Source organism: Micromonospora maris AB-18-032 (assembly GCF_000204155.1).
Taxonomy (GTDB): Bacteria; Actinomycetota; Actinomycetes; order Mycobacteriales; family Micromonosporaceae; genus Micromonospora; species Micromonospora gifhornensis.
In genome coordinates this window covers 1,287,314-1,311,824 of record NC_015434.1, presented here as the reverse complement: position 1 = coordinate 1,311,824, position 24,511 = coordinate 1,287,314, and the positions used below count along the sequence as shown (strand labels likewise).

25 protein-coding genes and 2 tRNA genes are annotated in these 24,511 nt (G+C 70.6%); 8 read left to right on the top strand and 19 right to left on the bottom strand.

Translation table 11 applies throughout. From position 1 onward, the window contains the following. Positions 1-18: 18 nt before the first annotated feature. The 10 genes from VAB18032_RS06045 to orn form a co-directional block, all read right to left on the bottom strand. Complete coding sequence (locus VAB18032_RS06045) at positions 19-1,008, bottom strand: ABC transporter ATP-binding protein (protein WP_013731909.1); 990 nt, start codon at positions 1,006-1,008, stop codon at positions 19-21. Next, positions 992-1,975 carry an ABC transporter ATP-binding protein gene (locus VAB18032_RS06040; protein WP_013731908.1) on the bottom strand — a complete coding sequence of 328 codons (984 nt, stop codon included), beginning with the start codon at positions 1,973-1,975 and terminating at the stop codon, positions 992-994. Before VAB18032_RS06040 ends, VAB18032_RS06045 begins: the two co-directional genes overlap by 17 nt. After that, complete coding sequence (locus VAB18032_RS06035) at positions 1,972-2,808, bottom strand: alpha/beta fold hydrolase (protein ID WP_013731907.1); 837 nt, start codon at positions 2,806-2,808, stop codon at positions 1,972-1,974. The genes VAB18032_RS06040 and VAB18032_RS06035 overlap by 4 nt, the downstream gene beginning before the upstream one ends. After that, positions 2,805-3,986: a M24 family metallopeptidase gene (locus VAB18032_RS06030; RefSeq protein WP_013731906.1), complete on the bottom strand. Its 1,182-nt coding sequence runs from the start codon at positions 3,984-3,986 to the stop codon at positions 2,805-2,807. The genes VAB18032_RS06035 and VAB18032_RS06030 overlap by 4 nt, the downstream gene beginning before the upstream one ends. Positions 3,987-3,989: 3 nt before the next feature. Then, positions 3,990-4,871 (bottom strand): ABC transporter permease, encoded by an 882-nt coding sequence (locus VAB18032_RS06025; protein WP_126711591.1) that lies wholly within the window; start codon positions 4,869-4,871, stop codon positions 3,990-3,992. A gap of 106 nt (positions 4,872-4,977) precedes the next feature. Further along, positions 4,978-5,931: an ABC transporter permease gene (locus VAB18032_RS06020; protein ID WP_013731904.1), complete on the bottom strand. Its 954-nt coding sequence runs from the start codon at positions 5,929-5,931 to the stop codon at positions 4,978-4,980. A 31-nt stretch (positions 5,932-5,962) separates the two neighbouring features. Further along, a complete protein-coding gene (locus VAB18032_RS06015; protein ID WP_148272365.1) occupies positions 5,963-7,585 on the bottom strand; it encodes an ABC transporter substrate-binding protein in 1,623 nt (540 codons plus the stop codon). Positions 7,586-7,587: 2 nt separating this feature from the next. Further along, positions 7,588-8,790, bottom strand: coding sequence for a dipeptidase (locus VAB18032_RS06010; RefSeq protein ID WP_013731902.1), 1,203 nt, complete (start codon positions 8,788-8,790; stop codon positions 7,588-7,590). 438 nt (positions 8,791-9,228) lie between these two features. Continuing rightward, positions 9,229-9,301: transfer RNA gene (locus VAB18032_RS06005), tRNA-His, on the bottom strand. A gap of 89 nt (positions 9,302-9,390) precedes the next feature. After that, complete coding sequence (gene orn, locus VAB18032_RS06000; RefSeq protein ID WP_081476034.1) at positions 9,391-9,981, bottom strand: oligoribonuclease; 591 nt, start codon at positions 9,979-9,981, stop codon at positions 9,391-9,393. A 72-nt stretch (positions 9,982-10,053) separates the two neighbouring features. Here orn and VAB18032_RS05995 point away from each other — a divergent pair, with 72 nt between their 5' ends. Continuing rightward, positions 10,054-11,349, top strand: a complete 1,296-nt coding sequence (locus tag VAB18032_RS05995) for a glycosyltransferase family 87 protein (RefSeq protein ID WP_043719803.1) — start codon at positions 10,054-10,056, stop codon at positions 11,347-11,349. A gap of 316 nt (positions 11,350-11,665) precedes the next feature. Here the strand turns inward: VAB18032_RS05995 and VAB18032_RS33450 are convergent, their stop codons facing one another. From VAB18032_RS33450 to VAB18032_RS05980, 3 genes are all read right to left on the bottom strand, one after another. After that, positions 11,666-12,565 (bottom strand): hypothetical protein, encoded by a 900-nt coding sequence (locus VAB18032_RS33450; RefSeq protein ID WP_013731899.1) that lies wholly within the window; start codon positions 12,563-12,565, stop codon positions 11,666-11,668. 241 nt (positions 12,566-12,806) lie between these two features. Beyond that, positions 12,807-13,577: a YcnI family copper-binding membrane protein gene (locus tag VAB18032_RS05985; protein ID WP_013731898.1), complete on the bottom strand. Its 771-nt coding sequence runs from the start codon at positions 13,575-13,577 to the stop codon at positions 12,807-12,809. 14 nt (positions 13,578-13,591) lie between these two features. Further along, positions 13,592-15,256 carry a copper resistance CopC/CopD family protein gene (locus VAB18032_RS05980; protein WP_043719802.1) on the bottom strand — a complete coding sequence of 555 codons (1,665 nt, stop codon included), beginning with the start codon at positions 15,254-15,256 and terminating at the stop codon, positions 13,592-13,594. 135 nt (positions 15,257-15,391) lie between these two features. On the opposite strand from VAB18032_RS05980, the gene VAB18032_RS05975 reads away from it, so the two are divergent. The 4 genes from VAB18032_RS05975 to VAB18032_RS05960 are packed head-to-tail and all read left to right on the top strand — an operon-like array spanning position 15,392 to position 18,297. Further along, on the top strand, positions 15,392-15,997 hold the full coding sequence (locus VAB18032_RS05975) for a sigma-70 family RNA polymerase sigma factor (RefSeq protein ID WP_013731896.1): 606 nt from the start codon (positions 15,392-15,394) through the stop codon (positions 15,995-15,997). Further along, complete coding sequence (locus VAB18032_RS05970; protein ID WP_013731895.1) at positions 15,994-16,482, top strand: MauE/DoxX family redox-associated membrane protein; 489 nt, start codon at positions 15,994-15,996, stop codon at positions 16,480-16,482. The genes VAB18032_RS05975 and VAB18032_RS05970 overlap by 4 nt, the downstream gene beginning before the upstream one ends. Then, entirely contained in the window at positions 16,475-17,191 is a 717-nt protein-coding gene (locus tag VAB18032_RS05965; RefSeq protein WP_013731894.1) for a DsbA family protein, read from the top strand. The genes VAB18032_RS05970 and VAB18032_RS05965 overlap by 8 nt, the downstream gene beginning before the upstream one ends. Next, on the top strand, positions 17,188-18,297 hold the full coding sequence (locus tag VAB18032_RS05960; protein WP_043723132.1) for a hypothetical protein: 1,110 nt from the start codon (positions 17,188-17,190) through the stop codon (positions 18,295-18,297). The genes VAB18032_RS05965 and VAB18032_RS05960 overlap by 4 nt, the downstream gene beginning before the upstream one ends. On the opposite strand, the gene VAB18032_RS05955 is transcribed toward VAB18032_RS05960, so the two are convergent. From VAB18032_RS05955 to VAB18032_RS05940, 4 genes are read right to left on the bottom strand one after another with little or no spacing between them, the layout of a single operon-like run. Then, positions 18,278-19,042, bottom strand: coding sequence for an energy-coupling factor ABC transporter ATP-binding protein (locus tag VAB18032_RS05955; RefSeq protein ID WP_043719801.1), 765 nt, complete (start codon positions 19,040-19,042; stop codon positions 18,278-18,280). The two genes, VAB18032_RS05960 and VAB18032_RS05955, sit on opposite strands and share 20 nt — an antisense overlap. Beyond that, positions 19,039-19,809, bottom strand: a complete 771-nt coding sequence (gene cbiQ / locus VAB18032_RS05950; protein WP_013731891.1) for a cobalt ECF transporter T component CbiQ — start codon at positions 19,807-19,809, stop codon at positions 19,039-19,041. The genes VAB18032_RS05955 and cbiQ overlap by 4 nt, the downstream gene beginning before the upstream one ends. 5 nt (positions 19,810-19,814) lie before the next feature. Then, on the bottom strand, positions 19,815-20,219 hold the full coding sequence (locus VAB18032_RS05945) for a PDGLE domain-containing protein (protein WP_013731890.1): 405 nt from the start codon (positions 20,217-20,219) through the stop codon (positions 19,815-19,817). Further along, the gene (locus VAB18032_RS05940) at positions 20,216-20,935 is read right to left on the bottom strand and encodes an energy-coupling factor ABC transporter permease (protein WP_013731889.1); all 720 of its coding nucleotides are present in this window, start codon (positions 20,933-20,935) and stop codon (positions 20,216-20,218) included. Before VAB18032_RS05940 ends, VAB18032_RS05945 begins: the two co-directional genes overlap by 4 nt. A 230-nt stretch (positions 20,936-21,165) precedes the next feature. Between VAB18032_RS05940 and bcp the strand changes: the two genes are divergently transcribed. From bcp to VAB18032_RS05925, 3 genes are all read left to right on the top strand, one after another. After that, positions 21,166-21,642, top strand: coding sequence for a thioredoxin-dependent thiol peroxidase (gene bcp / locus VAB18032_RS05935; protein WP_013731888.1), 477 nt, complete (start codon positions 21,166-21,168; stop codon positions 21,640-21,642). A 140-nt stretch (positions 21,643-21,782) separates the two neighbouring features. Further along, positions 21,783-21,868, top strand: a tRNA-Leu gene (locus tag VAB18032_RS05930). Between the two features lie 69 nt (positions 21,869-21,937). After that, positions 21,938-22,495 carry a GNAT family N-acetyltransferase gene (locus VAB18032_RS05925; RefSeq protein WP_013731887.1) on the top strand — a complete coding sequence of 186 codons (558 nt, stop codon included), beginning with the start codon at positions 21,938-21,940 and terminating at the stop codon, positions 22,493-22,495. A 106-nt stretch (positions 22,496-22,601) separates the two neighbouring features. On the opposite strand, the gene VAB18032_RS05920 is transcribed toward VAB18032_RS05925, so the two are convergent. Together VAB18032_RS05920 and VAB18032_RS05915 are read right to left on the bottom strand one after the other, a co-directional pair. Next, complete coding sequence (locus tag VAB18032_RS05920) at positions 22,602-23,648, bottom strand: expansin EXLX1 family cellulose-binding protein (protein ID WP_043719799.1); 1,047 nt, start codon at positions 23,646-23,648, stop codon at positions 22,602-22,604. A 43-nt stretch (positions 23,649-23,691) separates the two neighbouring features. Beyond that, complete coding sequence (locus tag VAB18032_RS05915; RefSeq protein ID WP_013731885.1) at positions 23,692-24,510, bottom strand: MOSC domain-containing protein; 819 nt, start codon at positions 24,508-24,510, stop codon at positions 23,692-23,694. Position 24,511: the final 1 nt, after the last annotated feature.

The window sequence follows — 24,511 nt, the reverse complement described above, 5'->3', positions numbered from 1 at the left end:
AGGACGGGTAGCCGGCCGTCACGCGGCCAGCGGATAGTGGCAGGCGACCGGATGTGCACCGGCGGCCAGCGGGGGTTCGGTCGTGGCGCAGGTGTCGGTGGCCTGCCAGCAGCGGGTCCGGAACCGGCATCCCGACGGCGGGTTGACCGGGCTGGGCGGGTCACCGGCCAGCAGGATCCGCTGCCGTTGTCGGCGGCCGGCCGGGTCGGGCACCGGCACCGCGGAGAGCAGCGCGCTGGTGTACGGGTGCTTGGGCGACTCGTACAGGTCGATCTCCGGACCGGTCTCCACCAGCTTGCCGAGGTACATCACGGCGACCCGGTCGGAGATGTGCCGCACCACCGACAGGTCGTGGGCGATGAAGACGTACGCCACGCCCAGCTCGTCCTGCAGGCGTTCCAGCAGGTTGACCACCTGGGCCTGGACGGAGACGTCAAGTGCGGAGACCGGCTCGTCGCAGACGATCACGTCGGGGTTCAACGCCAGCGCCCGGGCGATGCCGATGCGTTGCCGCTGCCCGCCGGAGAACTGGTGCGGGTAGCGGTCCAGGTGCAGGCTGGCGTCGAGGCCGACCAGGTCCAGCAGTTCCTTGATCCGCTCGACCCGGCGTCGACGGTCCAGCACGTCCGGGTGGATCTCGAAGGGCTGGAGCAGGATCTCCCGGATCGTCCGGCGCGGGTTCAGCGAGGTGTACGGGTCCTGGAGCACGATCTGGATCCGCCGGCGCAGCGCCCGCAGCTCCCGCCCCTTGGCCTGGTGCACCACCGACTTGCCGAAGCGCACCGCGCCGGAGGTGGGCTGTTCCAACCCGACGAGCATCCGCGCCAGGGTGCTCTTGCCGCAGCCGGACTCCCCCACCACGCCGAGGGTCTCGCCGCGGCGCAGGTCGAAGGAGACCCCGTCGACGGCCTTGACGACCCCGCCGGAGACGAACGGGATGCGTCCCTTGACGGGGAAGTGCTTGACCAGGTTCTCGACCCGTAGCACCACGTCATCGCTGGGTGGCACCGAGCACCTCCTCGTGGTGGTGGCAGGCGCTGGCCCGGTCGGCCGGCAGCGCGTGCAGCGGCGGCAGGGTCACCAGGCATTCGTCGGTGGCCCGGGGGCAGCGCAGGTGGAACGGGCATCCGGTGGGCAGCCGGGCAGGGTTCGGCGGGGCGCCGGGAATCGCGTAGAGCTGCTCGTCGCGCCGGTCCACCCGGGGCATCGAGGCGAGCAACCCTTCGGTGTACGGGTGCGCCGGCCCGGCGAAGATCTGCTCGACCGTGCCGCGCTCGACGATCCGGCCGGCGTACATCACCGCCACCTCGTCGGCGACCTCGGCCACCACGCCCAGGTCGTGGGTGATCAGCAGCAGACCCATGCCGCTGTCCCGCTGGATCTCCGCCAGCAGCTCCATCACCTGGGCCTGCACGGTCACGTCCAGGGCGGTGGTGGGTTCGTCGGCGATCAGCAGGTCCGGTTCCAGGGAGATGGCCAGCGCGATCATGATGCGTTGGCGCATGCCACCGGAGAACTGGTGCGGGTAGTCGCGCAGCCGGTCCCTGGCCGCCGGGATGCGTACCCGGTCGACAAGTTCGATGGCCCGGCGGCGGGCGTCGGCGCGGGACATGCCCCGGCGTACCCGCAGCACCTCCATGATCTGGTGGCCGATGGTGAAGACCGGGTTGAGGGCGGCCATGGCGTCCTGGAACACCATGCCGATCTCCTCGCCGCTGATCCGCTCCCGCTGCTTGCGGGGCAGGTTGAGCAGCTCCCGGCCCTGCAACCGGACCGATCCGCTGACCGTGGCGGGCGGTACGTCGAGGATGCCCATCACCGCCTGGGCGGTGACGCTCTTGCCGGAGCCGGATTCGCCGAGGATGGCCAGGGTCCGTCCGGAGTCGACTTCGAGCGACACCCCGTTTACCGCGTTGACCGGCCCGTTCGGGCTGGGAAACGCGACCCGCAGGTCGTCGATCTCCAACAGGCTCATCGCAGCACTCCGGCTCGGTGCAGGAAGTCCCGCACCACCTGCTGGAACAGCTCGGGCTCCTCCAACTGCGGGGAGTGGCCGGAGTTCTCGAAGACCACCAGCTCACCGTGGGGCACCAGGTCGGCGATCACCTGCGAGGCCTCCACCGGCGTACGCCAGTCGTGCCGGCCCACGGTGACCAGGGTCGGGCAGGTGATCGAGGGCAGTTTCGGCTTGAGGTCGTACCGGGGCATGTTCTGCCCGAAGGCGGCGTTGTGGGTCCGGTAGTGGAATCGGGTGGCGGCCAGCCGCGCCTCGTCCTTGGCCGGATCGTGCTGGTGGTCGTAGAGCGGCAGGATGGCCCGCCAGTACTCGCGCAGCTGCTCGTTGCTCTCGAACCGGCCGGTGCCGATCCGGTCGATGACCCACTCCGGGATCACCGAACGGTCGGTGTTGCGGGCCCGCTCGACCGCCAGGTGGTCGTGCGCGGTGTCCGCTGCGGTGTCCCGCAGCACCAGCGCGGAGACCCGGTCGGGGTGCGCGATGGCGTACTCCATGGCGATGAAACCGCCGTACGAGCCGCCGGCCATGACGATCTTCTCGTAGCCGAAGTGCTCCCGGATCGCGTCCACGTCGGCCACCCACTGTTCGTGGGTGAACGGCTCGTCGTCACTGGACTCGCCGGAGCCCCGCGCGTCGAAGACGATGACCCGCAACCGGTCGGAGAAGGGGCCGAAGGACCGCTTCGGTTCGCTGCGCGAGCCCAGCCCCGGCGCGCCGTGGTGCACGATCATCGCCGGGCCGTCCTCGGGGCCGAACGCCTCGACGACCAGTTCCGCTCCGTTGATTTTCACCGGACCCCCTCGATGATGTTGGACGCCAGGTCGCGCGGGTAGCCGGTGAGCCGGCGCGGACCGTCCTGCTGCACCAGGACCGTGTCGGAGATGCGGTAACCCGCGTGCCCGGGCACGTAGACACCGGGCTCGCTGGAGAGCAGCATCCCGGGGGCGAGCACGGTGTGATCGCCGTCCTCGACCCACGGCGCCTCGTGGTTCTGCAGCCCGATGCCGTGCCCCTGCCGGTGCCGGATGTAGTCCCCCAGCCCCTGGTCCCGCAGCACGTCCAGGCAGGTCTTGTTGACCTCGGCGCAGGTCCGGCCGGCGATCATCGCCTGGGTGCCGACCTCCTGCGCCTGCCGGTCGGCCTCGTAGTAGCGCACCTGTTCGGCGGTGGGCTCGCCGATGATGAATGTCCGTTCGCTCTCCACGAAACGGCTGGCCACCGCCGCGCCGAGGGAGAGGATCAGGGTGTCGCCCGGTCGTACCCGCCGACGGGTCGGCAGGCCGTGCGGCAGCGCCGAGTTCGGCCCGGCGTAGACGAGTCCCCCGGCCAGCTTGGTGGTGTAGACGACCAGGTCGTAGTGGGCGTACATCTGATCGGTGCCGTAACCGATCACGTGCCGGGCGATCTCGTCCTCGCGGGGCAGCGGGCCACCGGAGGCCAGCGCCTCCTCGATCAGCCCGCGCCCGGCGGCGAGCATCTCGTCGCAGATCCGGGCGGCGGCCTCGTGGAACGGGATCTCCTCGGGGAACTTGCACAGCCGCAGCTTCGCCACCGCGTCGGTGGTGACCAGTTCCGCACCGCCGATGGCCCCGGACAACGCCCGGAACGCGGCCACCGACACCCCGGCGCTCACGCCGATGCGGCGTCCCGCCCCACCTGGCCGTGACAGCGCGGCGGCCAGGGTCTCCTCGGCGCTGACCACACCCGGGTACTCGAAGTAGCTGACCATCGGCATGGTGACGCCCTGCTGCGCGGCGTACTCCTCGTCGAGGCGGGGAATGACCAGCAGTGGCTCACCCTCCCGGGGCATCCACAGGTAGACCGGTCGTTCGGTGGCGATGTAGAAGAAGCCGCTGAGGAAGGCGACCTCCGGCGGCGAGGTGGCCAGGTAGCCGTCCAGGCCACGCTCGTCGAGCGCCTCGCTGAGTCGGGTACGGACGCTTGTGTAGAAGCTGTCGGGAAGTCGCACTTGTCAGCCTCCGTTGCGGCGGGGGTCACGGGAGTCGTTGAACCGCATTCCGGCGAGGGTCGCGGCGAGCACCAGCAGCAGGATCGCCAGGGACGGGAAGAGGGTCTGCCACCAGGCGATCGCGATCGTGCCGCTGCGCTGGGCGTTGAGCAGGATCCGCCCCCAGGACCAGGCGTCCGGGTCGCCGAGGCCGAGGAAGCTCAGGCCGGCCTCGGAGATCACCGCCCGGGAGGCGGTGAGCAGCACGCTGACGATCATCAGCGAGACGACGGCGGGCAGGATCTCGCGGGTGACGATCCGCCAGCCGGTGGCGCCGAGCACCCGGGCCCCGTCGATGTAGGGCATCGCGCTGATCACCAGCCCCTGCGAGCGGATCAGCCGGGCCACCTCGGGCCAGGCGAAGAACCCGATGATCAGGGTCAGGGTCACCACGCTGGGGCTGACCACCGCGGCCAGCATGATCATCAGGGGCAGGGTGGGCAGCGCCAGCATCACATCGGTGATCACCGTGGCGACCGCGTCGATCGGCCGGAAGTACGCCGCCGCCAGCCCGATCGTGGTGCCCAGCACGATCGCGATCAGCGAGGCGGCCAGACCGATCACCAGACTGGTCCGGGTGCCCCAGACCACCTGGGCGAAGACGTCCTGCCCGAGGTCGTCGGTGCCGAACCAGTGCGCGCCCGACGGCGACTGCAACACATCCGGGCCGGCGCCGCTGGGCTCGTCGGCGATCAACGGTGCGAAGACCGCCATCAGCACCATCACCAGCAGCACCAGCACCGACAGCGCCACGGTGGGCTGCCGCAGGTAACCCAGCAAGGAGGACCGCTTGGAGGCCGTCGGCGCCGACGGCGGTGCCGGCTCGGTCAGCACAGGGGCACTCACGGCACCCTCCCTTCGTTCACGGTGGTGGGGACGCGCACGGGTCCGCTTTCGTTCGCGACTGCGGGGCTCCGCTGCGCTGCACTCCTCGCGCTCACAGCTGCGGCGCTCACAGGCGGATCCGGGGGTTGAGGACCGCGTAGAGCATGTCGGTCAGGGCGTTGGCGAACACGACGGTGACAGCGAGCATGATGAACGCCCCCTGGATCACCGGGTAGTCCTGCTGACCCACCGCCTCGTAGATCAGGCGGCCGACCCCGGGATAGGCGAAGACCGTCTCGGTCAGCACCGCGCCGCCGACCAGGGTGCCCAGTTGCAGGCCCATCAGGGTCAGTGCCGGCAGGATCGCGTTGCGCAGACCGTGCTTCCAGACCCGCCGGCGGGCCGACAGGCCCCGGGCCTGGGCGGCCCGGATGTAGTCCTCACCGAGGACCTCGATCATGTTGGTCCGCAGCGTCAGCGCGTACGGGCCGAGTTGCACCAGGACCAGGGAGAGCACCGGCAGCACCAGGTGGTGGGCCAGGCTCAGGTAGGCGCCCAGTCCCCGGGTGTCCGGGTCGATCGCCCCACCGATCGGGAACCAGCCGAGCTGGGCACCGAAGAAGACCAGCAGCAGGATCGCGACGCTGGGCACGAAGAGCGCGTTGGCGCTGATGCCGAAGCCCTGCAGCGCCCGGTCGAGCCACTTGCCCCGGTTGACCGCGGCGGTCACGCCGATCGGGATGCCGACCGCGACGGTCAGTACGAACGCGCTGCCGGCCAGCAGCAACGTCCAGGGCAGACGGTCGAGGATGATGTCGGTGACCGGTTGGATCTGCCGGAACGAGATGCCCAGGTTGCCCTGGACCAGCTCGCGCAGGTACGACACGTACTGCTCCCACAACGGACGGTCCAGGCCGTACGTCTTGAGCAGTGCCGCCTGCATCTCCGGCGTCATGTCGCCCTCGACCATGAGGGTCGTGGGGTCCCCCGGCAGCAGCCGGAGCAGGAAGAACGTCGAGGTGATCGCGATCCACACGGTCAGGACGGCCTTCAATGCCCGGCTGAGCACGAAACGCACCACGGGGGACCCCTCCTTTCCCTCTGGTTGGGGGTTACTTGACCGGAGTGACCTGGGCCAGCGAGTACGCGGTGACCATGCCGAGCAGGTCCGACGGCGACGCGACGAAGCCGGTGAACTTGCTGGCGTTGTAGGCGAACTGGAAGTTCTCCACGTACAGCGGGGTCAGGTACGCCTGCTCGTGCACGACCTTGTCAATGTTCTTGATCTTGGTCTTGAACTCTTCGGCGTCGGTGGTGCCGGCCGCGTCGTTGATCAGCGCGTCCATCTCGGCCGACTCGAGCAGGTTGTAGTTGATGCCACCCGGGTTGCTGGACAGGTAGGTGCTGCGCAGCTGGTCCATCGGGTTGTCGAACACACCCCACTGCGAGGCGTCGATGTCGTACTCACCGTTCTTGGTGCGGGTGAGGAAGGTGTTGCGCTCGACGCACTCGTTCTCCAGCTTGATGCCGGCCTTGGCCGCGCTCTCGCGGAAGAGCTGCACCACCCGGGTGATGTTGGCGTTGGACTGGTCACAGGCCACGCCGAAGGAGAGCTCGTCGAAGAAGCCGTCGTTGTTGGCGTCCTTGTAACCCGCCGCGCTGAGCTTGGCCTTCGCGCCCTCGGGGTCGAACGGGTACGGCTGGAGCTCGGTGTTGTCGTACTCCGAGAAGATCGGCGAGATCGGCCCGGCCATCTGCTGGCCGTCACCCTGGAGCACCGCGGAGATGATCGCCTTGGTGTCCACCGCCATCGACAGCGCCTGCCGGACCTGCTGGTCGGCGAGGTACTTGTTCTTCATGTTGTAGGTCAGGTGGGCGAAGCCGAGCGCGCCGACCTTCTGCAGCTTGATCTTGTCGTCGCCCTCGAAGGTCTTCGCCGCCGAGACCGGCACCGGGGTACCCATCAGGTCGATGTCACCGTTGCGCAGCGCCAGCATCATCGTGTTCACGTCCGGGTAGACCCGGTACTCGACCTGGCTGACCGCGGCCTTGCCACCCGGCGCGAGCGGGTAGTGCTCGTTGCGCTTCATCACGTAGCGCTGGCCCTTGGTCACGCTGTCCAGGACGAACGGTCCGGCACCGACCCAGTTCGAGTCGTTGGCGAACTTGGAGAGGTCGCCGGCCGGCTCGAAGATGTGCTTCGGCACGATCGCCATCCAGAAGCCGACGCCCTCGGCGAACGGCGCGTACGGCTGGGAGAGCTTGAACTTGACAGTGGTCGCGTCCGGGGCCTCGATCGACTCGACCCAGGTCAGCTTGGCGGCGACGTTGCCGAGCTTGTACTCCATGATCTTCTCGGCGCTGAACTTCACGTCGTCGGCGACCACCGGCTTGCCGTCGGACCACTTGAAGTCGTCGCGCAGCACGAAGACGGCGGTCTTGCCGTCGTCCTCGTAGCGGTACTCCTTGGCCAGCTCCGGGGACTTCTTCGCGTTCTCGTCGATCCGCAGCAGGTGCGGGTACATCGCGTTGAGAATCCACGAGTCGGTCTTGCTGAGCGACTGGAGCGGGTTGAAGTTGCTCACGTCGGTGGTGGTGCCGATCCGCAGCACCGTGTCCGACGACGAATTGCTGGAGGACGAGTTGTTGTCCTCGTTCAGGCCGCAGCCAGACACACCCAGCGTGGCCACCACGCCGAGCGCGACAGCGAGCCGCCAACGACCCTTCACTGCCATTTTCACCAAACCTCCTGAAGAACCCGGATGATGTTGCCGCCGATGACCTTGGCGATCTCGTCGTCGGAGTAACCGTGCGTGACCAACCACCCGACGATGTTGCTGAAGCACTCCGCCGGGTTCTCCATGCCGCTCACGTACGGAACACGCGGGTGGTCCACCACCCCGTGGGCCTTACCGATCGCCAGGTGCTGGGTAAAGCTGTCGTGCAGCCCGACGTGGTCACCGAAGTTGGTGTCCGGGCCGAACGCGACGTGGTCGATGCCGACCAACTCCACGCAGTACGTGAAGTGGTCCATCACCGACTCGATCGAATGGTGTGGGTGGCCCGCCGAGAGGGTGGTGTGCGGAGCGGCCTCGATGCCGATCACGCCACCACGCTCGGCGCAGGCCCGGATCACCTCGTCCGGCTTCATCCGAGGGGTGTTCCAGACCGAACGGGCACCGGCGTGGGTGATGAACACCGGCACCCGACTGGCCTCGATCACATCCAGCGAGGTCTGGTCGCCGGAGTGCGAGATGTCGATGGCGATACCGAGCTTGTTCATCCGATCCACCGCGCGCCGCCCGAAGTGGGTCAGGCCGCCGTCGCGGTCCTCGGAGAGGCCGGATCCGAGCATGTTCGCCTGGCTGTACGCGATGCCCATCTGGCGTACGCCGAAGCCGTAGAGGATGTCGATCCGGTCCAGCTCGTTCTCGATCATCGTGGCCGCTTCCAGACCCGCCACCAGGGCGATCTGGCCGTTGCGCTTGGCCTCGAAGATCTGTTCCAACGTGGTCGCCACCACCACGTGGTCCTGCTTGGCGATGTCGGCGAAGCGCAGACCGATGTCGTAGATGACGTCGTCCCACTTCCAGGCGTGCTCACTTGTCACGCAGCCGGTGCCGTTCATGAAGTTGTCGAACACCGCGGTCAGACCGGAGCGGGCCAGGCCCTCGAAGCCGAAGGAGTTGCGGCCGGTGCGGTTGTAGTCGCGCAGCTGAGACACGTCGGCCGGCAGGATCTTCGGGTGCTCGTGCAGCGAGATGGCCATGTGCTCCTGGAGCAGCCGGGCCACCCGGGCGTACTGCTCGGCGTTGAGACCCAGATCGTGCTCCGGCACACGGCCGAGCTGCGGAGCCAGCTCGAAGACCTTGTAGTCCACGTGCGGCGTCAAGTAGTCGAAGGACTGGTATCCGGCGTACCGGGGGGCGGGTTCCTGCACTCGTCAACTCACCTCGTCAGCTAAGAGGCACGAGGAATGAGGTCCGACCTCATGCCTTGCTGCAACCTACCGAGGAAGTTCAGGTCAGGTAAGACTCCGTGACGCGTTCGTTATCCGCAACCGCCAAAGTTCCCGCAGGTCAGGACGGATATTCGGGCGGCTGATGCGGCGGACACCGAACACCTGAGACCAGCCGACCGAACAGCGGATCACGACCGACCAGATCGCCGATGATTGGTAGGTGGTCAGACCATTAGCACTGGAACAGGCGGAGGACTGGGCGGACCACACTGCCGAGATGGTCTGACCTTGGTACGGCAGCACCGCTCGGCCTGGACACTCGGCCCGCACGTGCTGCACCGGGTCGGCGAGGTGGCACAAAAAGCTCAGGCCCCCTACGAGAGGGGGCCTGAGCTAGTGGATCTGATCCACTGACTGGGTGACTGATGGGAATTGAACCCACGACAACCGGGACCACAACCCGGTGCTCTGCCAACTGAGCTACAGCCACCATGCCGCCACGCCCGGTCTGCGCCCGAGCGGTGCGAAGAAATCATACCCCCACCACTGTCGAGCGCGTCCAGCGGGTTGCGGGGTGGTTCAGAGGCCGGCTGCGATGCCCTTGGCGGTGTCCACGTCCGGCCCGGGCAGCGGCACGAAGATGGTGCGCCGGTAGTACTCCAACTCCCGGATGCTCTCCCGGATGTCGGCCAGGGCCCGGTGCGCCAGGCCCTTCTGCGGCTGACCGAAGTACACCCGCGGATACCAGCGCCGGCACAGCTCCTTGATCGAGGACACGTCGATCATGCGGTAGTGCAGGTGGGCGTCGAGGCGGGGCATGTCCCGGGCGATGAACCCCCGGTCGGTGGCAATGGAGTTGCCGCACAACGGGGCGGTACGGGGATCCTTGACGTGCCGGCTGACGTAGTCGAGCACCATGTCCTCGGCCTCGGCCAGGGTGACCGTGGAGCGGCGTACCTCCTCGGTGAGCCCGGACTTGCCGTGCATCGTCCGGACGATCTCCGGCATGGCGTCCAGCGCCGCGTCGTCCGCATGGATCACCACGTCCACGCCGTCACCGAGCACGTTGAGATCAGGATCGGTGACCAACGCGGCGACTTCGATCAGCTTGTCGCTGCCGAGGTCCAGCCCGGTCATCTCACAGTCGATCCAGACAAGAAGATCAGCCACCGGGACAGCCTACGCGCAGCCCAAGCCTCGTGGCTGCACGCCGCCGGGCCGAGCGACCGCTAGGGTTTTCCCGTGCCCGCCGATCCCGCCACACCCCGCACCGTCGATGTAGCGGACCCTGGTGCCCGCCGGGACCGCCGGATACTCAGCGTGTTGGTTGTCGCAGCGGCACTACCGGCTCTCTACCTGCCCGGCAGGGTGCACAACTTCTTCGATCTGAAGATCTACATGTCGGCGATGGACTGGTGGTCCGCAGGCAACCCGCTCTACGACTACGTGCAGCCCGATCGGGTGCAGGGCGAGTTGTACTTCACCTATCCCCCGTTCGCCGCCCTCCTGCTGCTGCCCTTCGGCCACCTCACACTCGGGGTCACGGTGGCGATCTTCACCGGGTTGACCCTGTTGGGCGTACTGGTCACCACGAAATGGCTGCTCGACCCGGTGATCCGCCGACACCGGCTGCCGTACCTGTTCACCCTGGCGGTGGGGGCGCTGTTCGTCCTGGGGGTGGAGAGCACCCGGGAGACCATCACCTTCGGCCAGATCAACATGCTGCTGGTGGTGCTGATCCTGGCCGACCTGTTGTTCGCCGTACCCCGGGACAGCCGGTGGGCCGGCGTGGGCATCGGGTTGGCGGCGGCGCTCAAGCTGTTCCCCGGCATCTTCGTGGTCTACCTGCTGGCGACCCGGCGGTGGCGGGCCGCGGCCGTGGCAGCCGCGACCGCCGCCGGAGCGACCCTGCTCGCCGCCGCGGTCGCGCCCGGAGACTCGTGGCGCTTCTGGACGCACGAATTGTGGGCCACCGACCGCGTCGGCCGCACCGACTACACCGGCAACCAGTCACTGTTCGGGCTGCTGAGCCGACTCTCCGCCCCGGAAGATCCGAGCCGCCTGATCTGGCTGCCGCTGGTCGCGGCGATCGTCGGGTACGGACTGTGGCGCGCCGTACGCGCCTCGCAGGCCGGTGACGCGCTCACCGGCCTGACCCTGACCGGCCTGGTGGCGGCGTTGATCAGCCCGATCACCTGGACCCACCACATCTACTGGTTCATTCCGGCGGTGGTGATCCTGATCGACGCGACCCTGAGCACCGACCCACGCACCGCTGAGGGAGCACGCCGTCGTCGTCGACTGGCCGCCGTCGCCGTCGGCACCAGCGCCATCATCGTGTACGGGGTGGTCTCCTTCTACGACTGGGGAATCGCCCCGACACCGACCGACACCCCCTGGGAATTCGTCGGACGCAACGCGTACGTGCTGCTGTGCCTGCTCCTCCTCGCCGTCCTCCCCATCCGCACCCGCACCGGCACCAAGCCCACAAAATCCCCCCACCCCACCACCCACCCCAAAACCCCCATCCCCCGATAACCCACCCTCACCCACCCCACCCCCCACCTACCTACCCCCACCCCCCACCTACCTACCCCCACCCCCCACCTACCTACCCCCGCCCCACTCACCCCGCTCCCGCCCGATCCCAACCCCGCTCGACCAGCCCTGCCCGGACAGAGAGCCCCGCTCGTCTCACCCCGTCGATCTTGCACTTTCAGTCGCCGAGGCGCGGCTTATGTCGCGTTCGCCCCGACGGAAAGTGCAAGATCGCGGGGGCGAGGGGGTGCTGCGAGGGCTGGGGCGGGAGGCTGGGGCGGGAGTCGAGCGGGGCGGGGCATGCCCGGGGAAGGTGTTAGTGGGGTGGGGCTGGTGGGCGTAGGGGGTGGTGGGGGGCGGGGAGGTCGGCGAGGGTCTGGGGGCGGGGTACGGGGGCTATTGCTCGGGTGGCGGGCAGGGTGCTGCCCACCGCGACGAGTTGCCGCTCGGCGAAACGGTTCGGGGGCGGGGTGCCGAGGCCGCTGAGCGAGCTGATTCCGAGGCGGCCGGCGAGGATCGGTACCTGGTCCGGCTCTACCACGATGATCACCTCGCGGGGGCGTACCGGGCGTAGCAGGAGCAGCGCGGCGACGATCACCAGCAGCATGCCGGCGGTCAGCGAGCCCCAGGTGGCCGGGGCCAGCCAGCCGGGTCGCAGCTCGGCTCGCAGTTCCAGGGTCAGGTCGGCGCGACCGTCGGTGCGCATCAACACCAGGCTGAGGCGCTGCCCGGCCAGTTCGTCGGGGGTCCATTCCAGGGTTCCGTTGCCGGCGCGGGTCCAGAAGGTCTGCGCACCGGGTCCGGCCGGTACGGTCGGACGCTCGTCGGCGGACGGGGTGACCGGTGTCAGGCGGACCGGCAGCGGGCCCCGGGCCAGCGCCATCCGCTCGACGACGGCGTACGGCGCGCCGGCCAGCCAGCGTCGTACCTCGTCGGCGGGGGCCAGGCCGACGAAGGCCGGGCCGTCATGGGTGCGGGCGTCCAGTCGCATCCGGGCCTCACCGACGCCGGCGAGCGGCACCTCCTGGCGTACCAGCTCGTCGAGGTCGGTCACCACCACCGCATGCCCGGTGGTCTGCACGGTCTCGAAGCGAGCCGCGTAGGTGCCGCCCGGGTCGGCGTGACCGGTCAGCAGGCCGAGCGCGGCGGCACCGACCAGCGCGGTGATGCCGACGGCCAGCAGCAACATTCCGGCCAGCGTCCACACGAAACGCATCCGCCACATCCCTCTCCGTAGTCAACTACCCGGCCGACCTTACCTACGACGAACGGCTGGTCAGTGGATATCGGGCAGGCACGCGGAGAAGACCTGTCGGACCACCAGCCACAGAGCCAGCGGAGACCGCAGGACCGCAGGAGACGGCGGGACGGCGACGACAGCAGGAACGAAGAGGGCGGCGGAGACGGCGAGACCCGCCGGAGGATGCCGGCGGGTCTCGTGGTGGGCGGGGTGGGGGTCAGGAGGCCGCCGTCGCCTCGCCGCCCTGGCCGGGACCGCCGGCCCGTCGGGTACGCGCGAATGCCAGGCCGCCCAGCACCAGCCCGGCGAGCCCGGCCACCAGCCCGGCGACGCCGAGACCGACCGCGAGCCCGTTGCCGTCCTCGTCGTCCTCGGCCGCCTGGGCGGGTGCGCCGGGCGATGCGGTGGGCGCGTCGGTCGGCTCCGCCGTGGAGGTCGCGGCGGTGAGGGTGAGCACCGGCGCCGGGGTGGCCGGCTCCTCGCCACCGGGCTGCGGCTCGTCGATCCAGCGCACCACGCCGCCGTCGGAGTAGGTCTGCAGCGCCTTGAAGACCATCTGATCCACGTCGGGCAGCGGGCCCATGGAGACCGGGAACTCCTGGAAGGTGCCCGGGGCGATGGCCGCCGCAGCGCCCTCAGCCGTCCAGATGATCTTGGAGATCACCTCGGAGATCTCGGCGCCGTGCACCTGCACCGGCGGGTCGACCCGGCGCTTCTCCACCGCGACGGTCCAGCCCGGTACCGGCATGGTCGACACCGAGCCGACCGGGGCGTTCTCCGGCAGGAAGATCTCCAGCTTGGTGGTCGAGGCCTCGTCACTCTCGTTCGGCACCCGGAACGCGAAGCGGCCGTAACCGCCCTGTTTCGCCTCGCTCGGGCTGATCGACACGTGCGCCGACGCGGGCGCCGCGAAACCGAACACGGCCGTGGCGACGGTGCCGAGCGTCAGGGCGACGATGGCACCCACGGTACGCCGGTGACGGATCATCGATGGAACCCTCTCTATCGGATGGACACGGTGGCGGTCACCGTGGCCTGGTCGATCTCGGTGGTACGAGCGGTCACCCGCAGTTCCCACTCGCCTGCCGACGGCAGGTTGATCTCGCCGGTGGCGTGGTTGTCGGTCAGCGGCAGCAGCGGTACGTCGATCGCCTCGATACCGGCCGACGGCAGTGCGACGGTGGCCTTCCACTCCTTGATCGGCAGCGGCTGGTTGTCCAGCGTGTAGGCGTAGAAGTGCACCGAGTTGTTGCCCCGCTGGGCGGGTGCCATCTCGATCTGCATCGAGTAGAGGCTGCTCTGCACGGTGGTGGTGAAGTAGCCGCTCTCGGCACCGGCCACGTCGGCGCCGGCGGTACGGGCCGGTGGGGTCTGCACCAGCACCGAGGTCACCGCGAGCACGACCGCGGTGACGGCCAACTCGACCCAGACCGCCCGGCGCATCGGTGCCGGGCGGCTGGCCGCGATCCGCTTGCGGACCAGGTGCCGTGAGTACGCGGCGACCGCGATCACCAGTGCGAACAGCCCGACCTTGGCCAGCACCAGCCGGCCGTACGTGGTGTTCACCAGGGCTGTCGGGGTGGCCACCTCGATCAGGGCCTGGACGATGCCGGCGAGCAGCAGCGCCGACACCGCCAGGGCGGCCCACCGGGACCAGATCGGCAGGATCGCGCCCAACTCCCGTTCGTCGGCCCGGGGCAGCAGGAACACCACGAGCATCACCAGGCCGCCCAGCCAGACGGCCATGCTGCCCAGGTGCACGGCGTCGACGAGCACCGACACCGCCGGGGCGGGCGAGGCGGCCGGGTGGCCGGCCAGCGGCCAGGTGAGCAGTGCCGCCCCGCCGAGCACCCCGAGGATGATCAGGTCGGTACGGCCCACCGAGCCGGCGAACAGCGGCCGGAGCAGGACCGCCGCAGCGGCCAGCAGACCCAACCGGACCAGGTGGGCGGCACCGAACGTGCTGCCGAGCACCAGGCCCAGGCCGGCACCGGTGATGTCGAACGGGCCGCCACCGTTGGTGTAGGGCACCTGCAACAGGGTCGTCGCGACGGTGGCCAGGGCGACCAGCCCGAGGCCGATCCAGGCCAGCCGGGCCGGCGCGGTCCGGGGCAGCCGACGCGGCCAGAGCAGGGCGAGCACAAGCGTCGCGCCGACCAGCAGGAGCAGTCCGGCGTACCCGACGAACTTGCTGACCTTGACCGCGTTGCTGACCACCGGGTCGGCCCGACTGTCGTTGCCGGCGTCCACCGGCGGCTCGGACGGCGCGCCGACGGAGAAGGTGAACGCCCCGGAGACCGGGTGGCTGTCGGCGGAGATGACCCGGTAGGTGACCAGGTAGGTACCGTTGCCGGCGGAGTTGTCGACGGGGATGCTCACCACACTGTCGGCGAAGGTGGGCTCACCCCGGTCGACCCGAGATCCGTCCGGCGCGATCACTCGGATCTTGTCCGGCACCTTGCGGACCGGCTCACTGAAGGTGAGCACCACCTCGGTCGGCGCGTTCGGCACCACGGACGAGGCGGCGGGGCTGCTACTGGAGAGCACGGCGTGCGCCGCGGCCGGGCTCGCCGGAGCAAGCAGCAGGGCCACGACGGTCACCAGCAGACCGGCGGCGGCGGTCAGCCGGGCGAATCGGCGGCGAGGGGCGGCAGTCATGCTGGCCATGCTCGCCGATTCAGGGCCGGGAGTCATGCTCGGGTAGTCGGACGCTGAGGGAAAAAAGTTCCCGGCGTGGCGCATTGCATGGGAAGGGCCGAAGGACCCTGCTGCTCAACGCGCTGCCGCGTAACCTGGGTTGTCGTGATCCCCGCCCCACGCGACAGCGCCGCTGCCGACTCCGACGCGGCCGACCGCCGCGCCCAGGAGTGCCCGGAGACGGCCGACCTCGCCACCGTCGCCGCGCTGGCGGCACGCGACGGCGATCCGGCCGCCCAGGCCGACTTCGTCCGCGCCACTCAGGCCGAGGTGTGGCGCTTCGCGGCGGCCCTGGTCGATCCGGACAGCGCCGACGATCTGACCCAGGAGACGTACCTGCGGGCGTTCCGCGCCCTGCCGGCCTTCGAGGGACGTTCCACGGCCCGTACCTGGCTGCTCGGCATCGCCCGACGGACCTGCGCCGACCACCTGCGCACGGTGGTCCGCCGACGCCGGCTGGCCCAGCGGCTCACCGCCGACGCGTACACCGATGTGCCGCACCCCGACCCGGCCGGGCAGTTCGGTGCGGCCGACCTGGTCCGGCGGCTGCCGACCGAACGGCGGGGCGCATTCGTGCTCACCCAGCTGCTGGGTCTGTCGTACGCGGAGGCCGCCGCCGTGGAGGGGGTGCCGGTGGGCACGATCCGGTCCCGGGTCGCCCGCGCGCGCAGCGAACTGGTGAACGCCGTCGGTGAGGCGTTGGCCGGGTGAACAGGAAGCTGCTGCCCTGGCTCGGGCTGGTCGTCCGCCTCGGGCTGGCCGCCGTCTGGCTGTACGCGGGCGCGACGAAGGTCGGTGACCTGGCCGCCTCCGGCCGGGCGGTGCACGCCTACCAGGTGCTGCCGTACGACGTGTCGGTGGTGGTCGGGGCGGTGCTGCCCTTCGTCGAGCTGGCGCTCGGCGTACTGCTGCTGCTCGGGCTGGCCACCCGACTGGTCGCCGGGGTCTCCGCGGCGCTGCTGGTGGTCTTCATCGCGGGCATCATCTCGGCCTGGTCGCGCGGGCTGGCGATCGACTGTGGCTGCTTCGGCACCGGCGGCGCGCTGCCGCCCGGGCAGACCCCGAGCTATCTCCCGGAGATCCTCCGGGATCTGGGTTTCCTGGCATTGGCCGGGTTCCTGCTGATCTGGCCCCGCACGGCCGTCTCGGTGGACGGCGCGCTGACGGGCGAACCGGTGGAGGACGAGGATGAGTAGTCGCAAGGGGCGCAAGGACGCGGCCCGCGTGGTCCGGGAGCAGTTGGCCCGGGAACGGCGGCGCAAGCGGACGCTGTGGGTCTCGATCGGGGCGGTCGCGGTGCTGGTGGTCGCCGGCCTGATCGGCTGGAGCGTCTGGTCCAGTCAGAGTTCCGGAACCTTCGTCGCGCCGCCGGGGGCGACCGAGGACGGCACCGGCATCGTGGTCGGCAGCGGACCGGTGACCATCGACGTGTACGAGGACTACCTCTGCCCGGCCTGCAAGCAGTTCGAGCAGACCAGTGGCGCGACCATCGAGCAGCTGGTCAGCGACGGCAAGGCCCGGGTGGTGTACCACCCGGTGGCCTACCTGAACCGCTTCTCCAGCACCCAGTACTCGACCCGCGCGTCGGCCGCGTCCGGTTGTGCCGCCGAGGGCGGCAAGTTCACCGAGTTCAGCAAGGCGCTGTTCGACAAGCAGCCGCCGGAGAACGGCGCGCAGCTCAGCGACAACGAGTTGATCGACATCGGGGCCGAGGTCGGGTTGAACCGCGACAGCTTCGGCAGCTGCGTGCGCGACGGCAAGTACAAGCCGTGGACCTCGCACGTCAGCGAGGAGGCGACCAGGGCCAACGTCACCGGCACCCCGACCGTCCTGGTCAACGGTGAGCAGGTGCGGGAGTGGACGCCGGAGAACATCACCGCCGCGGTGGAGGCGGCCGGGCGGTGAGCCGTGCCCTGCTGACCCGGGCCGGGCTGCTGCTCGCCGGCCTGGTCACCACGCTGATCGCCACCGCCGCTCCGGCGGTGGCGCACGGCGCCGACGCCCCGAACGGGACCGACTACCGGGTCGAGATCGGCGCCGTGGCCCCGGACCGCCCGCACCTTTCGGTACGGGTGATCGAGGCGGGTGCCCGGCTGGAGCTGACAAACACCGGTGACCAGCCGGTGGAGGTGATCGGCTACTCGGGTGAGCCGTACCTGCGGGTGGGACCGGACGGGGTGTACGAGAACCTCCGCTCCCCCGCCACGTACCTGAACCGCACCATCGCCGGGGAGACCGTCCTGCCGCCGGAGGTGGATCCGGCGGCCGCACCGCAGTGGCGTCGGGTCGAGTCGGGTTCGACCGCCCGCTGGCACGACCAGCGGGCACTGTGGCGGGAGGCCGGACCGCCCGCCCAGGTCCGCGCCGCACCCGACCGGGAGCACCGGGTACGCGACTGGGTGGTGCCGCTGCGTGACCCGGACGGGCCGGCGGAGATCCGGGGCAGCCTGCACTGGGTACCGCCGCCGGACGCGTACCCGTGGTGGGTGGTGGCGGTCGTCGGCGCGCTCGCGGCGGGTGCGCTCGGCCTGCTGCCGGCGGCTTCGGCTCCGGGCCGGCGAGCGCTGGCCGGCCTCGGCGGTCTGCTGGCCGTCGGCGGAGTGGCGGCCGTGCTGCTCGCGGTCGGCCGGACGCTGGACGCCGGGGCGACCGGGGTCGGCGCGATGCTGCTCGGGTTGCTGACCGGGCCGGTGTGGACGCTGCTGTCCGGGCTCGGCGCGCTCGCCGCCGGCGGGTGGGCGGTGCGCCGTCGGACCGGTGCCGACTTTCCGCTGGCGTTGGCCGGGGCCTGCCTGGCGTTGTTCGCCGGGGTGACGAACGCGGCCCTGCTCGCCCGGTCCGTCGTGCCGGTGCCCTGGCCACCGACGCTCGCCCGGGTGCTTGTAGTCCTGGCCGTCGGGGCCGGGGCGGGGGCGCTGGCCGCCGCAGTCCTGCGGCTGCACGCCGCCGGCCGCGCGGCCACCAGGTCGGTCCCGGTGGCCGTGGCGACGGTCAGTTCCGAGCGGGACTGAACGGGTACGGCAGTTCGAGGCGGTGCCGGGCGAGCAGGTCGGTGTCGCCCAACAGGTCGGCGGTGGGCCCGTCGGCCACGATCCGGCCGCCGTCGAGGATCACCGACCGGTCGCAGAGTTCGAACGCGTACGGCAGGTCATGGGTGACCATCAACAGGGTCACCGGCAGAGCGCGCAGGATGGTGGCGAGTTCCCGCCGGGCCGCCGGGTCGAGGTTCGACGACGGCTCGTCGAGCACCAGGATCTCCGGGTGCATCGCCAGCACGGTGGCCACCGCCACCCGGCGGCGCTGGCCGAAGGACAGATGGTGCGGGGCCCGGTCACGATGCTCGGACATGCCCACCGCGGCCAGCGCCTCGTCCACCCGGGCGGCCAGTTCCGCCCCGCGCAGCCCCAGGTTGGCCGGCCCGAACGCCACGTCCTCGGCGACGGTGGGCAGGAAGAGCTGGTCGTCGGGGTCCTGGAAGACGATGCCGACCCGCCGCCGGATCTCGGCCAGCCGCGCCCGGTCGCCTGTCACCGGCAGCCCACCGACGCTGACGCTGCCCTCGGTGGCGCTCAGGATGCCGTTGAGGTGCAGCACCAGGGTGGTCTTGCCGGCACCGTTGGGCCCGAGCAGAGCCACCCGCTCGCCCCGGGCCACCGTCAGGTCCACGCCGTGCAGGGCGACGTGCCCGTCCGGATAGGCGTACCGGACGCCTCGGACGTCGAGGCTGGGTGCGGTCGATGCCACACCGTGAATCATGTCAGTACGGCGGCGGTGGCGGCGACGGTGCCGGCCAGCAGCGGCACGGTCGCCGCGACCAGCCACTGCCCGGTGGTGGCCGCCCCGGCGCCCTGCCACACCGCTGGCATCCGCCCGGTGTAGCCGCGCGACAGCATGGCCAGGTAGACCCGTTCCCCGCGTTCGAAGGCACGCAGGAACAGCGCGCCGATGCCGGCGGCGAAGCCGCGCAGCTGCCACAGGAAGCGCGGGTCGTCGCCCCGGGAGATCCGCGCGACCCGCATCCGGCGGGCCTCGCCGACCAGCACGTCGAGGTAGCGCAGCATGAAGGTGGCGATCTGGGTGATGATCTGCGGGCAGCGCAGCCGGTCCAGCCCGACGATCAGGTCACGGGTGGTGGTGGTCGCGGCCAGCAGCAGCGACGCCCAGACGCCGAGCGTGCCCTTGGCGAGGATGTTCCACGCGCCGTAGAGGCCCTCGGTGGAGAGGTTGAGGCCGAGCACGTCGATCCGTTCGCCCGCGCCGATGACCGGCAACGCGAACGCGAACAGCACGAACGGCACCTCGATCGCCGACCGGGTGAGCAGCCATCGAGGGCTCACCCGGGCCAGCGCCGCCACCACCGCGACCAGCAGGGCGTACGCGCCGAAGGCCCAGAACGCCGCCCGGGGGGTGGCGACCACGGCGACGGTGAACGCCACCATCGCCGCGATCTTCACCTCCGGTGGCAGCCGGTGCACCGGCGAGTCGGCGTCCCGGTAGAGCACGTGGGCGTGCCCGGCTCCCACCGGCGCTACCCCTGGCTCGACGCGGGTGTGCCCGCGTCGAGCGGTTCCTGAGTCGGGCCGACCGGTTGCGGGGTCGGGTCGGTGCCGCGCCGGCGGACCAGCCAGAACGCGCCGCCGGCCAGTGCGAAGGTCAGCAGGACGCCCAGTACGCCGGACAGCCCGGTGGAGAGGAGCTCGTTGTCGATGCCGGCGATGCCGTAGTCGGCAAGCGGCCCACCGATCTCGTGCTCCTTCTCCTGTTGGGCCGGGCAACTGCCGCCAGTGATCTCACCGTCGGCGTCGACGGTGCAGCCCTCGCGCAGCGAGGAGTCCAGCCCGTCCGGGTGCGGCGAGGCGAAGTTGCTGACCACGCCGGCCAGCAGCAGGGCCACCAGCAGCCCGCCTGCGAGGAAACCCCAGAAACGCTTCACCGGACACCTCCGACGGCGGGGACGGACGCCGGTCCGACCGGCTTACGGGCGGCGCGCAGCGCGTACACCAGATCGGGTCGGACCTTCGCCACGGTGACCACCGTGGTGGCGGTGATCAGGCCCTCGCCGATGCCGATGAACAGGTGGGACACGGCCATCGTCCCGGCCAGCCCGGCCAGGTTGCCGCCGAGGTCGGCGGTGCCGCCGAGCCAGTACTGAAGGACGAAGCCCATCGCCGCGACCACCACGCTGATCAGCGCGGCGACGAAGGCGGTGACGGCCAACCCGGCAGGGGTACGCGGCAGCACCCGCAGCAGCAGCGCGATCAGCAGGTACGCCACCGCGACCGCGATCACCCCCATGTTGGTGATGCTGAGCCCGAGCATGGCCACCCCGCCGTCGCCGAACACGAGGGCCTGCACCACCAGCACCACGGCGATGCAGAGCGCGCCGACCCAGGGGCCGACAAGCATGGCGGCGAGCGCGCCACCGAGCAGGTGGCCGCTGACCCCGGCGGTGAAGATCGGGAAATTGAGCATCTGCACGGCGAAGATGAAGGCGGCGACCAGGCCGGCCATCGGGGCCAGCCGGTCGTCCAGGTCCTGCCGTCCACGGTGGACGGCGACCGCCATCGCGACCAGGGCGATCACCGCGAAGAGCGCGGCGACAGGACCGTTGATGATGCCGTTCGAGATGTGCATGGCCAGGTTTTCCACGTGACCTCCCACGGGACGGCGGGCCCGCGCTCGCCGGCAGACCGAGCCTATTTCCCACCCGAGCTTGTTGCCAATAGCTTGCAAAAACACAGTTGTGTTAATTCCGGTGGAATGGCGTGCGTCCACCGGAGCCTGCGGTCGGCCCGGTTGAGCCTCGGCCGGACTGTGCCCTCGGCCTGGTCGGCCCGGCGGTCGGCGGGGTCGGCTCGGGCCGGCGGTATGGTCGGGCCATGACCGCACCCGCTCGCCTCTCCCCCGGTGACCCGGCGCCCGAGTTCACCCTCCCCACCGACACCGGCGACCAGGTCACCCTGGCCGACCTGCGCGGCCGCAAAGTCATCCTGTACGCCTACCCGGCGGCGATGACCCCCGGCTGCACCAAGCAGGCCTGCGACTTCCGTGACTCGCTCGCCTCGCTGCAGGCCGCCGGCTACGAGGTGATCGGCATCTCGCCGGACAAGCCGGAGAAGCTCGCCAAGTTCCGCGAGCGCGACGCGATCTCCTTCCCGCTGGTCGCCGACACCGACAAGACGGTGCTGACCGCCTACGGGGCGTACGGCGAGAAGCAGTCGTACGGCCGTACCGTCACCGGCGTGATCCGCTCCACGTTCGTGATCGACGAGGACGGCAAGATCGAGCGGGCGCTGTACAACGTCAAGGCCACCGGCCACGTCGCCAAGCTGCGCCGCGACCTCGGTCTGGACTGAGCTGGCGTGATCGACACCGTTACGGCGCAGTGGTGGTATCGGCCCGACCGGGACACTGCCACTTCGCCGCAACGGTGTCGATCACACCCTCGGAGGCCTCGACAGCGGGCCGGTGCGACGCCCTAGACTCTCCAGTGCCGGCGGGAGTGGCGTAACGGCAGCCGCGGTAGGTTTAGGTCCTATTGTCCGAAAGGACGTGGGGGTTCGAATCCCCCCTCCCGCACCAACACCCTCTGCCCTGTCGGGCGCATCACGATCACGGGCGTCGGGCCGGCGACTTGGCGAGGATGTGCGGGTGACCCTGCGTTTCGTCCTCGACCCCGAACTCACCCCGCATCTGCGCGCCGACATCGTCGCGCTCTGGGTGGATGTCACAAACGCGGGCGGCGCGGTCGGCTTCGTGGCACCGGTCACCGCCGACAAGGTGCGGACGATCGCCGACCCGACCCTCGCGGGCATCGCCGACGGCCCGGACCGACTGCTGCTCGGTTACGACGACGACCGACTGGTCGCCATGGCGATCTTCACCGACCCACGGTTCCACCTGAAGCAGCACCTGCGGGTCCTCACCCGGGTGATGGTCCACCCGGACACCCAGGGACGCGGCGTCGGCGACGCGCTGATGCGTAAGGCCGCGCAGGTCGGGCGGGACCTCGGGCTGACGGCACTGCACGTGACGGTGCGCGACGGGCTGGGGCTGGACCGGTTCTACCGGCGACTCGGCTACCGCGAGGTGGGCCGGTGGCCCGGCGCGATCCGGGTCGCCCCCGGCGACGACCGGGACGAGATCCTGATGTGGCTCGGACTGAGCGAGGACTCCGCCAAGCAGACCACCTCAGGCCCGACCTTCTGACCTGGGCAACCCGCCAGGCCGGTCCTGACCACAAACGGGCACGCCGCCGCAGCTTCGGGCAGTCGACCGCAGATCCAGACGGGCGTCGCCGCGGATACGGGGGCGGTCAGGCGCAACCTCGGGGTCCTGCGTCGGGCGACGACGACGCCAGCGCCACCGCCTCCCCGTCCGGAGCACCGATCACCGCCGGTGAGGCAGACACGTCAACCGGGGCCAGAGTGGACGGGGACGGACTCGGGCGTGCCGACGCGCGGGCGGTCGGCTTCGGGCTGGACGAGGGCGTCCTGGGGGCCGCGCTCGCAGTGGGCGCGGGGGTGGACCCGCCCGAGGTGCCGCCGTACATCCGGACCGTGCTGCGCTGGACCTGGCCGGGGGTCATCCGGATGCCGGCGGCGGTGACCCGGTGGCCCCGGGTGTCGGTGACCCGGATCTGGAACGGGCCGGGGCCGGCCCCGGAATCGATCAGCCAGTAGTTGTAGCTCTGCCGGCTGGCCGCCCGCCAGTTGCCCGAACTGCCGTGGCGTACCTCGACGGCACGCAGCGGATTGCCGTGCCCGGCGACCAGGACCGCGAACCACCACTGCGACGCGCCCTCCTTGATTCGGAAGGTGAGCGGGCCGGTCAGCGGCGGGTCGACGACCAGGCGGTAGCTGACGTCGACGACGCCGCGCACCGGGTCGGCGATCCGGGTGAACGCCTCCCTGGACAGGTCGAGGTGTCCGGGTGCGCACTCCGGGCACTGGTCGGCGACCATGACCCGTACGGTGCCCTTGGGCCCGGTGACGTCGAGATATCCGCCGCAGGCCGCACCGTCGGCGTACTCGTCGGGGCCGAGCGCGACGTAGAGCCGGGCGGCGGGGGCGGTCGGATAGGAGCAGTTGCCGTCCGTACCCGTCGAGTCGTAGAAGGTCGCTTTGCCCTTGCCGACGGTGCCGGCAGCCGGCGGAGCCAGCAAAGCAGCCGGGGCCAGCGGCGCGGCGGCGTGCTGCGAGGGGATCGGCGCGGCGCAGGCGGGTGCGGCACCGGAGCGCAGCGCCAGGGTGAGGCCGAGGAGCGTGGCGACGACGACCACGGCCCCGCCTGCCAGCCAGCGACCCGTGCGGGGACGGCTGGCTGTTGTCCGTGCGGCGGGGCCGTCGGTTCCGTCGGTCACGTGCACCGATGCTGCCCGACGACGGCCATACCGGACAAGCGACCTAAGCGAAAGCTAAGACGGGGTCGCCGACGCTGATCCGGCCGGATTCCAGCGGCACGAGGTTCAGCCCGAACAGCAGCTGACGGTCGATGTTGCGGTGCCGCGCGAGGGTGCGCAGCGGCTCCCGGCCGCGTACCCCCGTCTCCTGGTCGGTGGTGGTGACCAGGCAGCGGGCCGACGAGCCGGCGGCCCGGAACGCGACGTCGCCGATCCGCAGTTCCCGCCCTTCCCAGCCGTCCTCCGTCCAGGCGGGTGCCCCGTCGACGACCAGGTTGGGCCGGAACCGGGCCATCGGGACCGGGTCCGCGCCGGCCTCGGTGAGCCAGTCGCCCAGGGCGGCCAGCGACGCGGTGCTGGTCAGCAGCACCGGGTACGCGTCGGCGAAGCTGACCCGGTCGCCCGGGTCGTGCTTCTTTCGGCCCGGTTCGATGTGCCGGGCCGGCTCGGCGAGCCAGACCAGGCGGACCGGCCGGTCGAGCACCTGGCCGAGCCAGGCGTCGGCGGTCGGGCCGGCGGGCAACGCGTCGACCAGCAGCACCCGGCGGCGGAAGGTGCGCACCTGCACCGGGGGGACGCCGACCGGCTCCGGGACCAGCAGGTCCGGGTGACCGGCGGCGCTCAGCCGCAGGCCGCCGGCTTCGGGGTGGGCGTGCACCCGGACCAGCGCGGTGGTGTCCCGCTGGGTCACTCCGACACCGTCGGCGTCGACGAGCATCCACCGCCGGTCGCCGTCGAGCCCCCACGGCCGCACCTCGGACTCGTCGTGGGTCAGGCCGCGACAACCCTTGACCGGGTACGTGTTGATCTCACTGAGCCGCACC

What these genes read in the sequence shown, in the direction of transcription:
- VAB18032_RS06040 (WP_013731908.1), bottom strand. Translation starts at nt 1,975, where the DNA reads ATGAGCCTGTTGGAGATCGACGACCTGCGGGTCGCGTTTCCCAGCCCG.
- VAB18032_RS06015 (WP_148272365.1), bottom strand. Translation starts at nt 7,585, where the DNA reads ATGGCAGTGAAGGGTCGTTGGCGGCTCGCTGTCGCGCTCGGCGTGGTG.
- VAB18032_RS33450 (WP_013731899.1), bottom strand. Translation starts at nt 12,565, where the DNA reads ATGCGTTTCGTGTGGACGCTGGCCGGAATGTTGCTGCTGGCCGTCGGC.
- VAB18032_RS05985 (WP_013731898.1), bottom strand. Translation starts at nt 13,577, where the DNA reads ATGATCCGTCACCGGCGTACCGTGGGTGCCATCGTCGCCCTGACGCTC.
- VAB18032_RS05980 (WP_043719802.1), bottom strand. Translation starts at nt 15,256, where the DNA reads ATGGCCAGCATGACTGCCGCCCCTCGCCGCCGATTCGCCCGGCTGACC.
- VAB18032_RS05965 (WP_013731894.1), top strand. Translation starts at nt 16,475, where the DNA reads ATGAGTAGTCGCAAGGGGCGCAAGGACGCGGCCCGCGTGGTCCGGGAG.
- VAB18032_RS05955 (WP_043719801.1), bottom strand. Translation starts at nt 19,042, where the DNA reads ATGATTCACGGTGTGGCATCGACCGCACCCAGCCTCGACGTCCGAGGC.
- bcp (WP_013731888.1), top strand. Translation starts at nt 21,166, where the DNA reads ATGACCGCACCCGCTCGCCTCTCCCCCGGTGACCCGGCGCCCGAGTTC.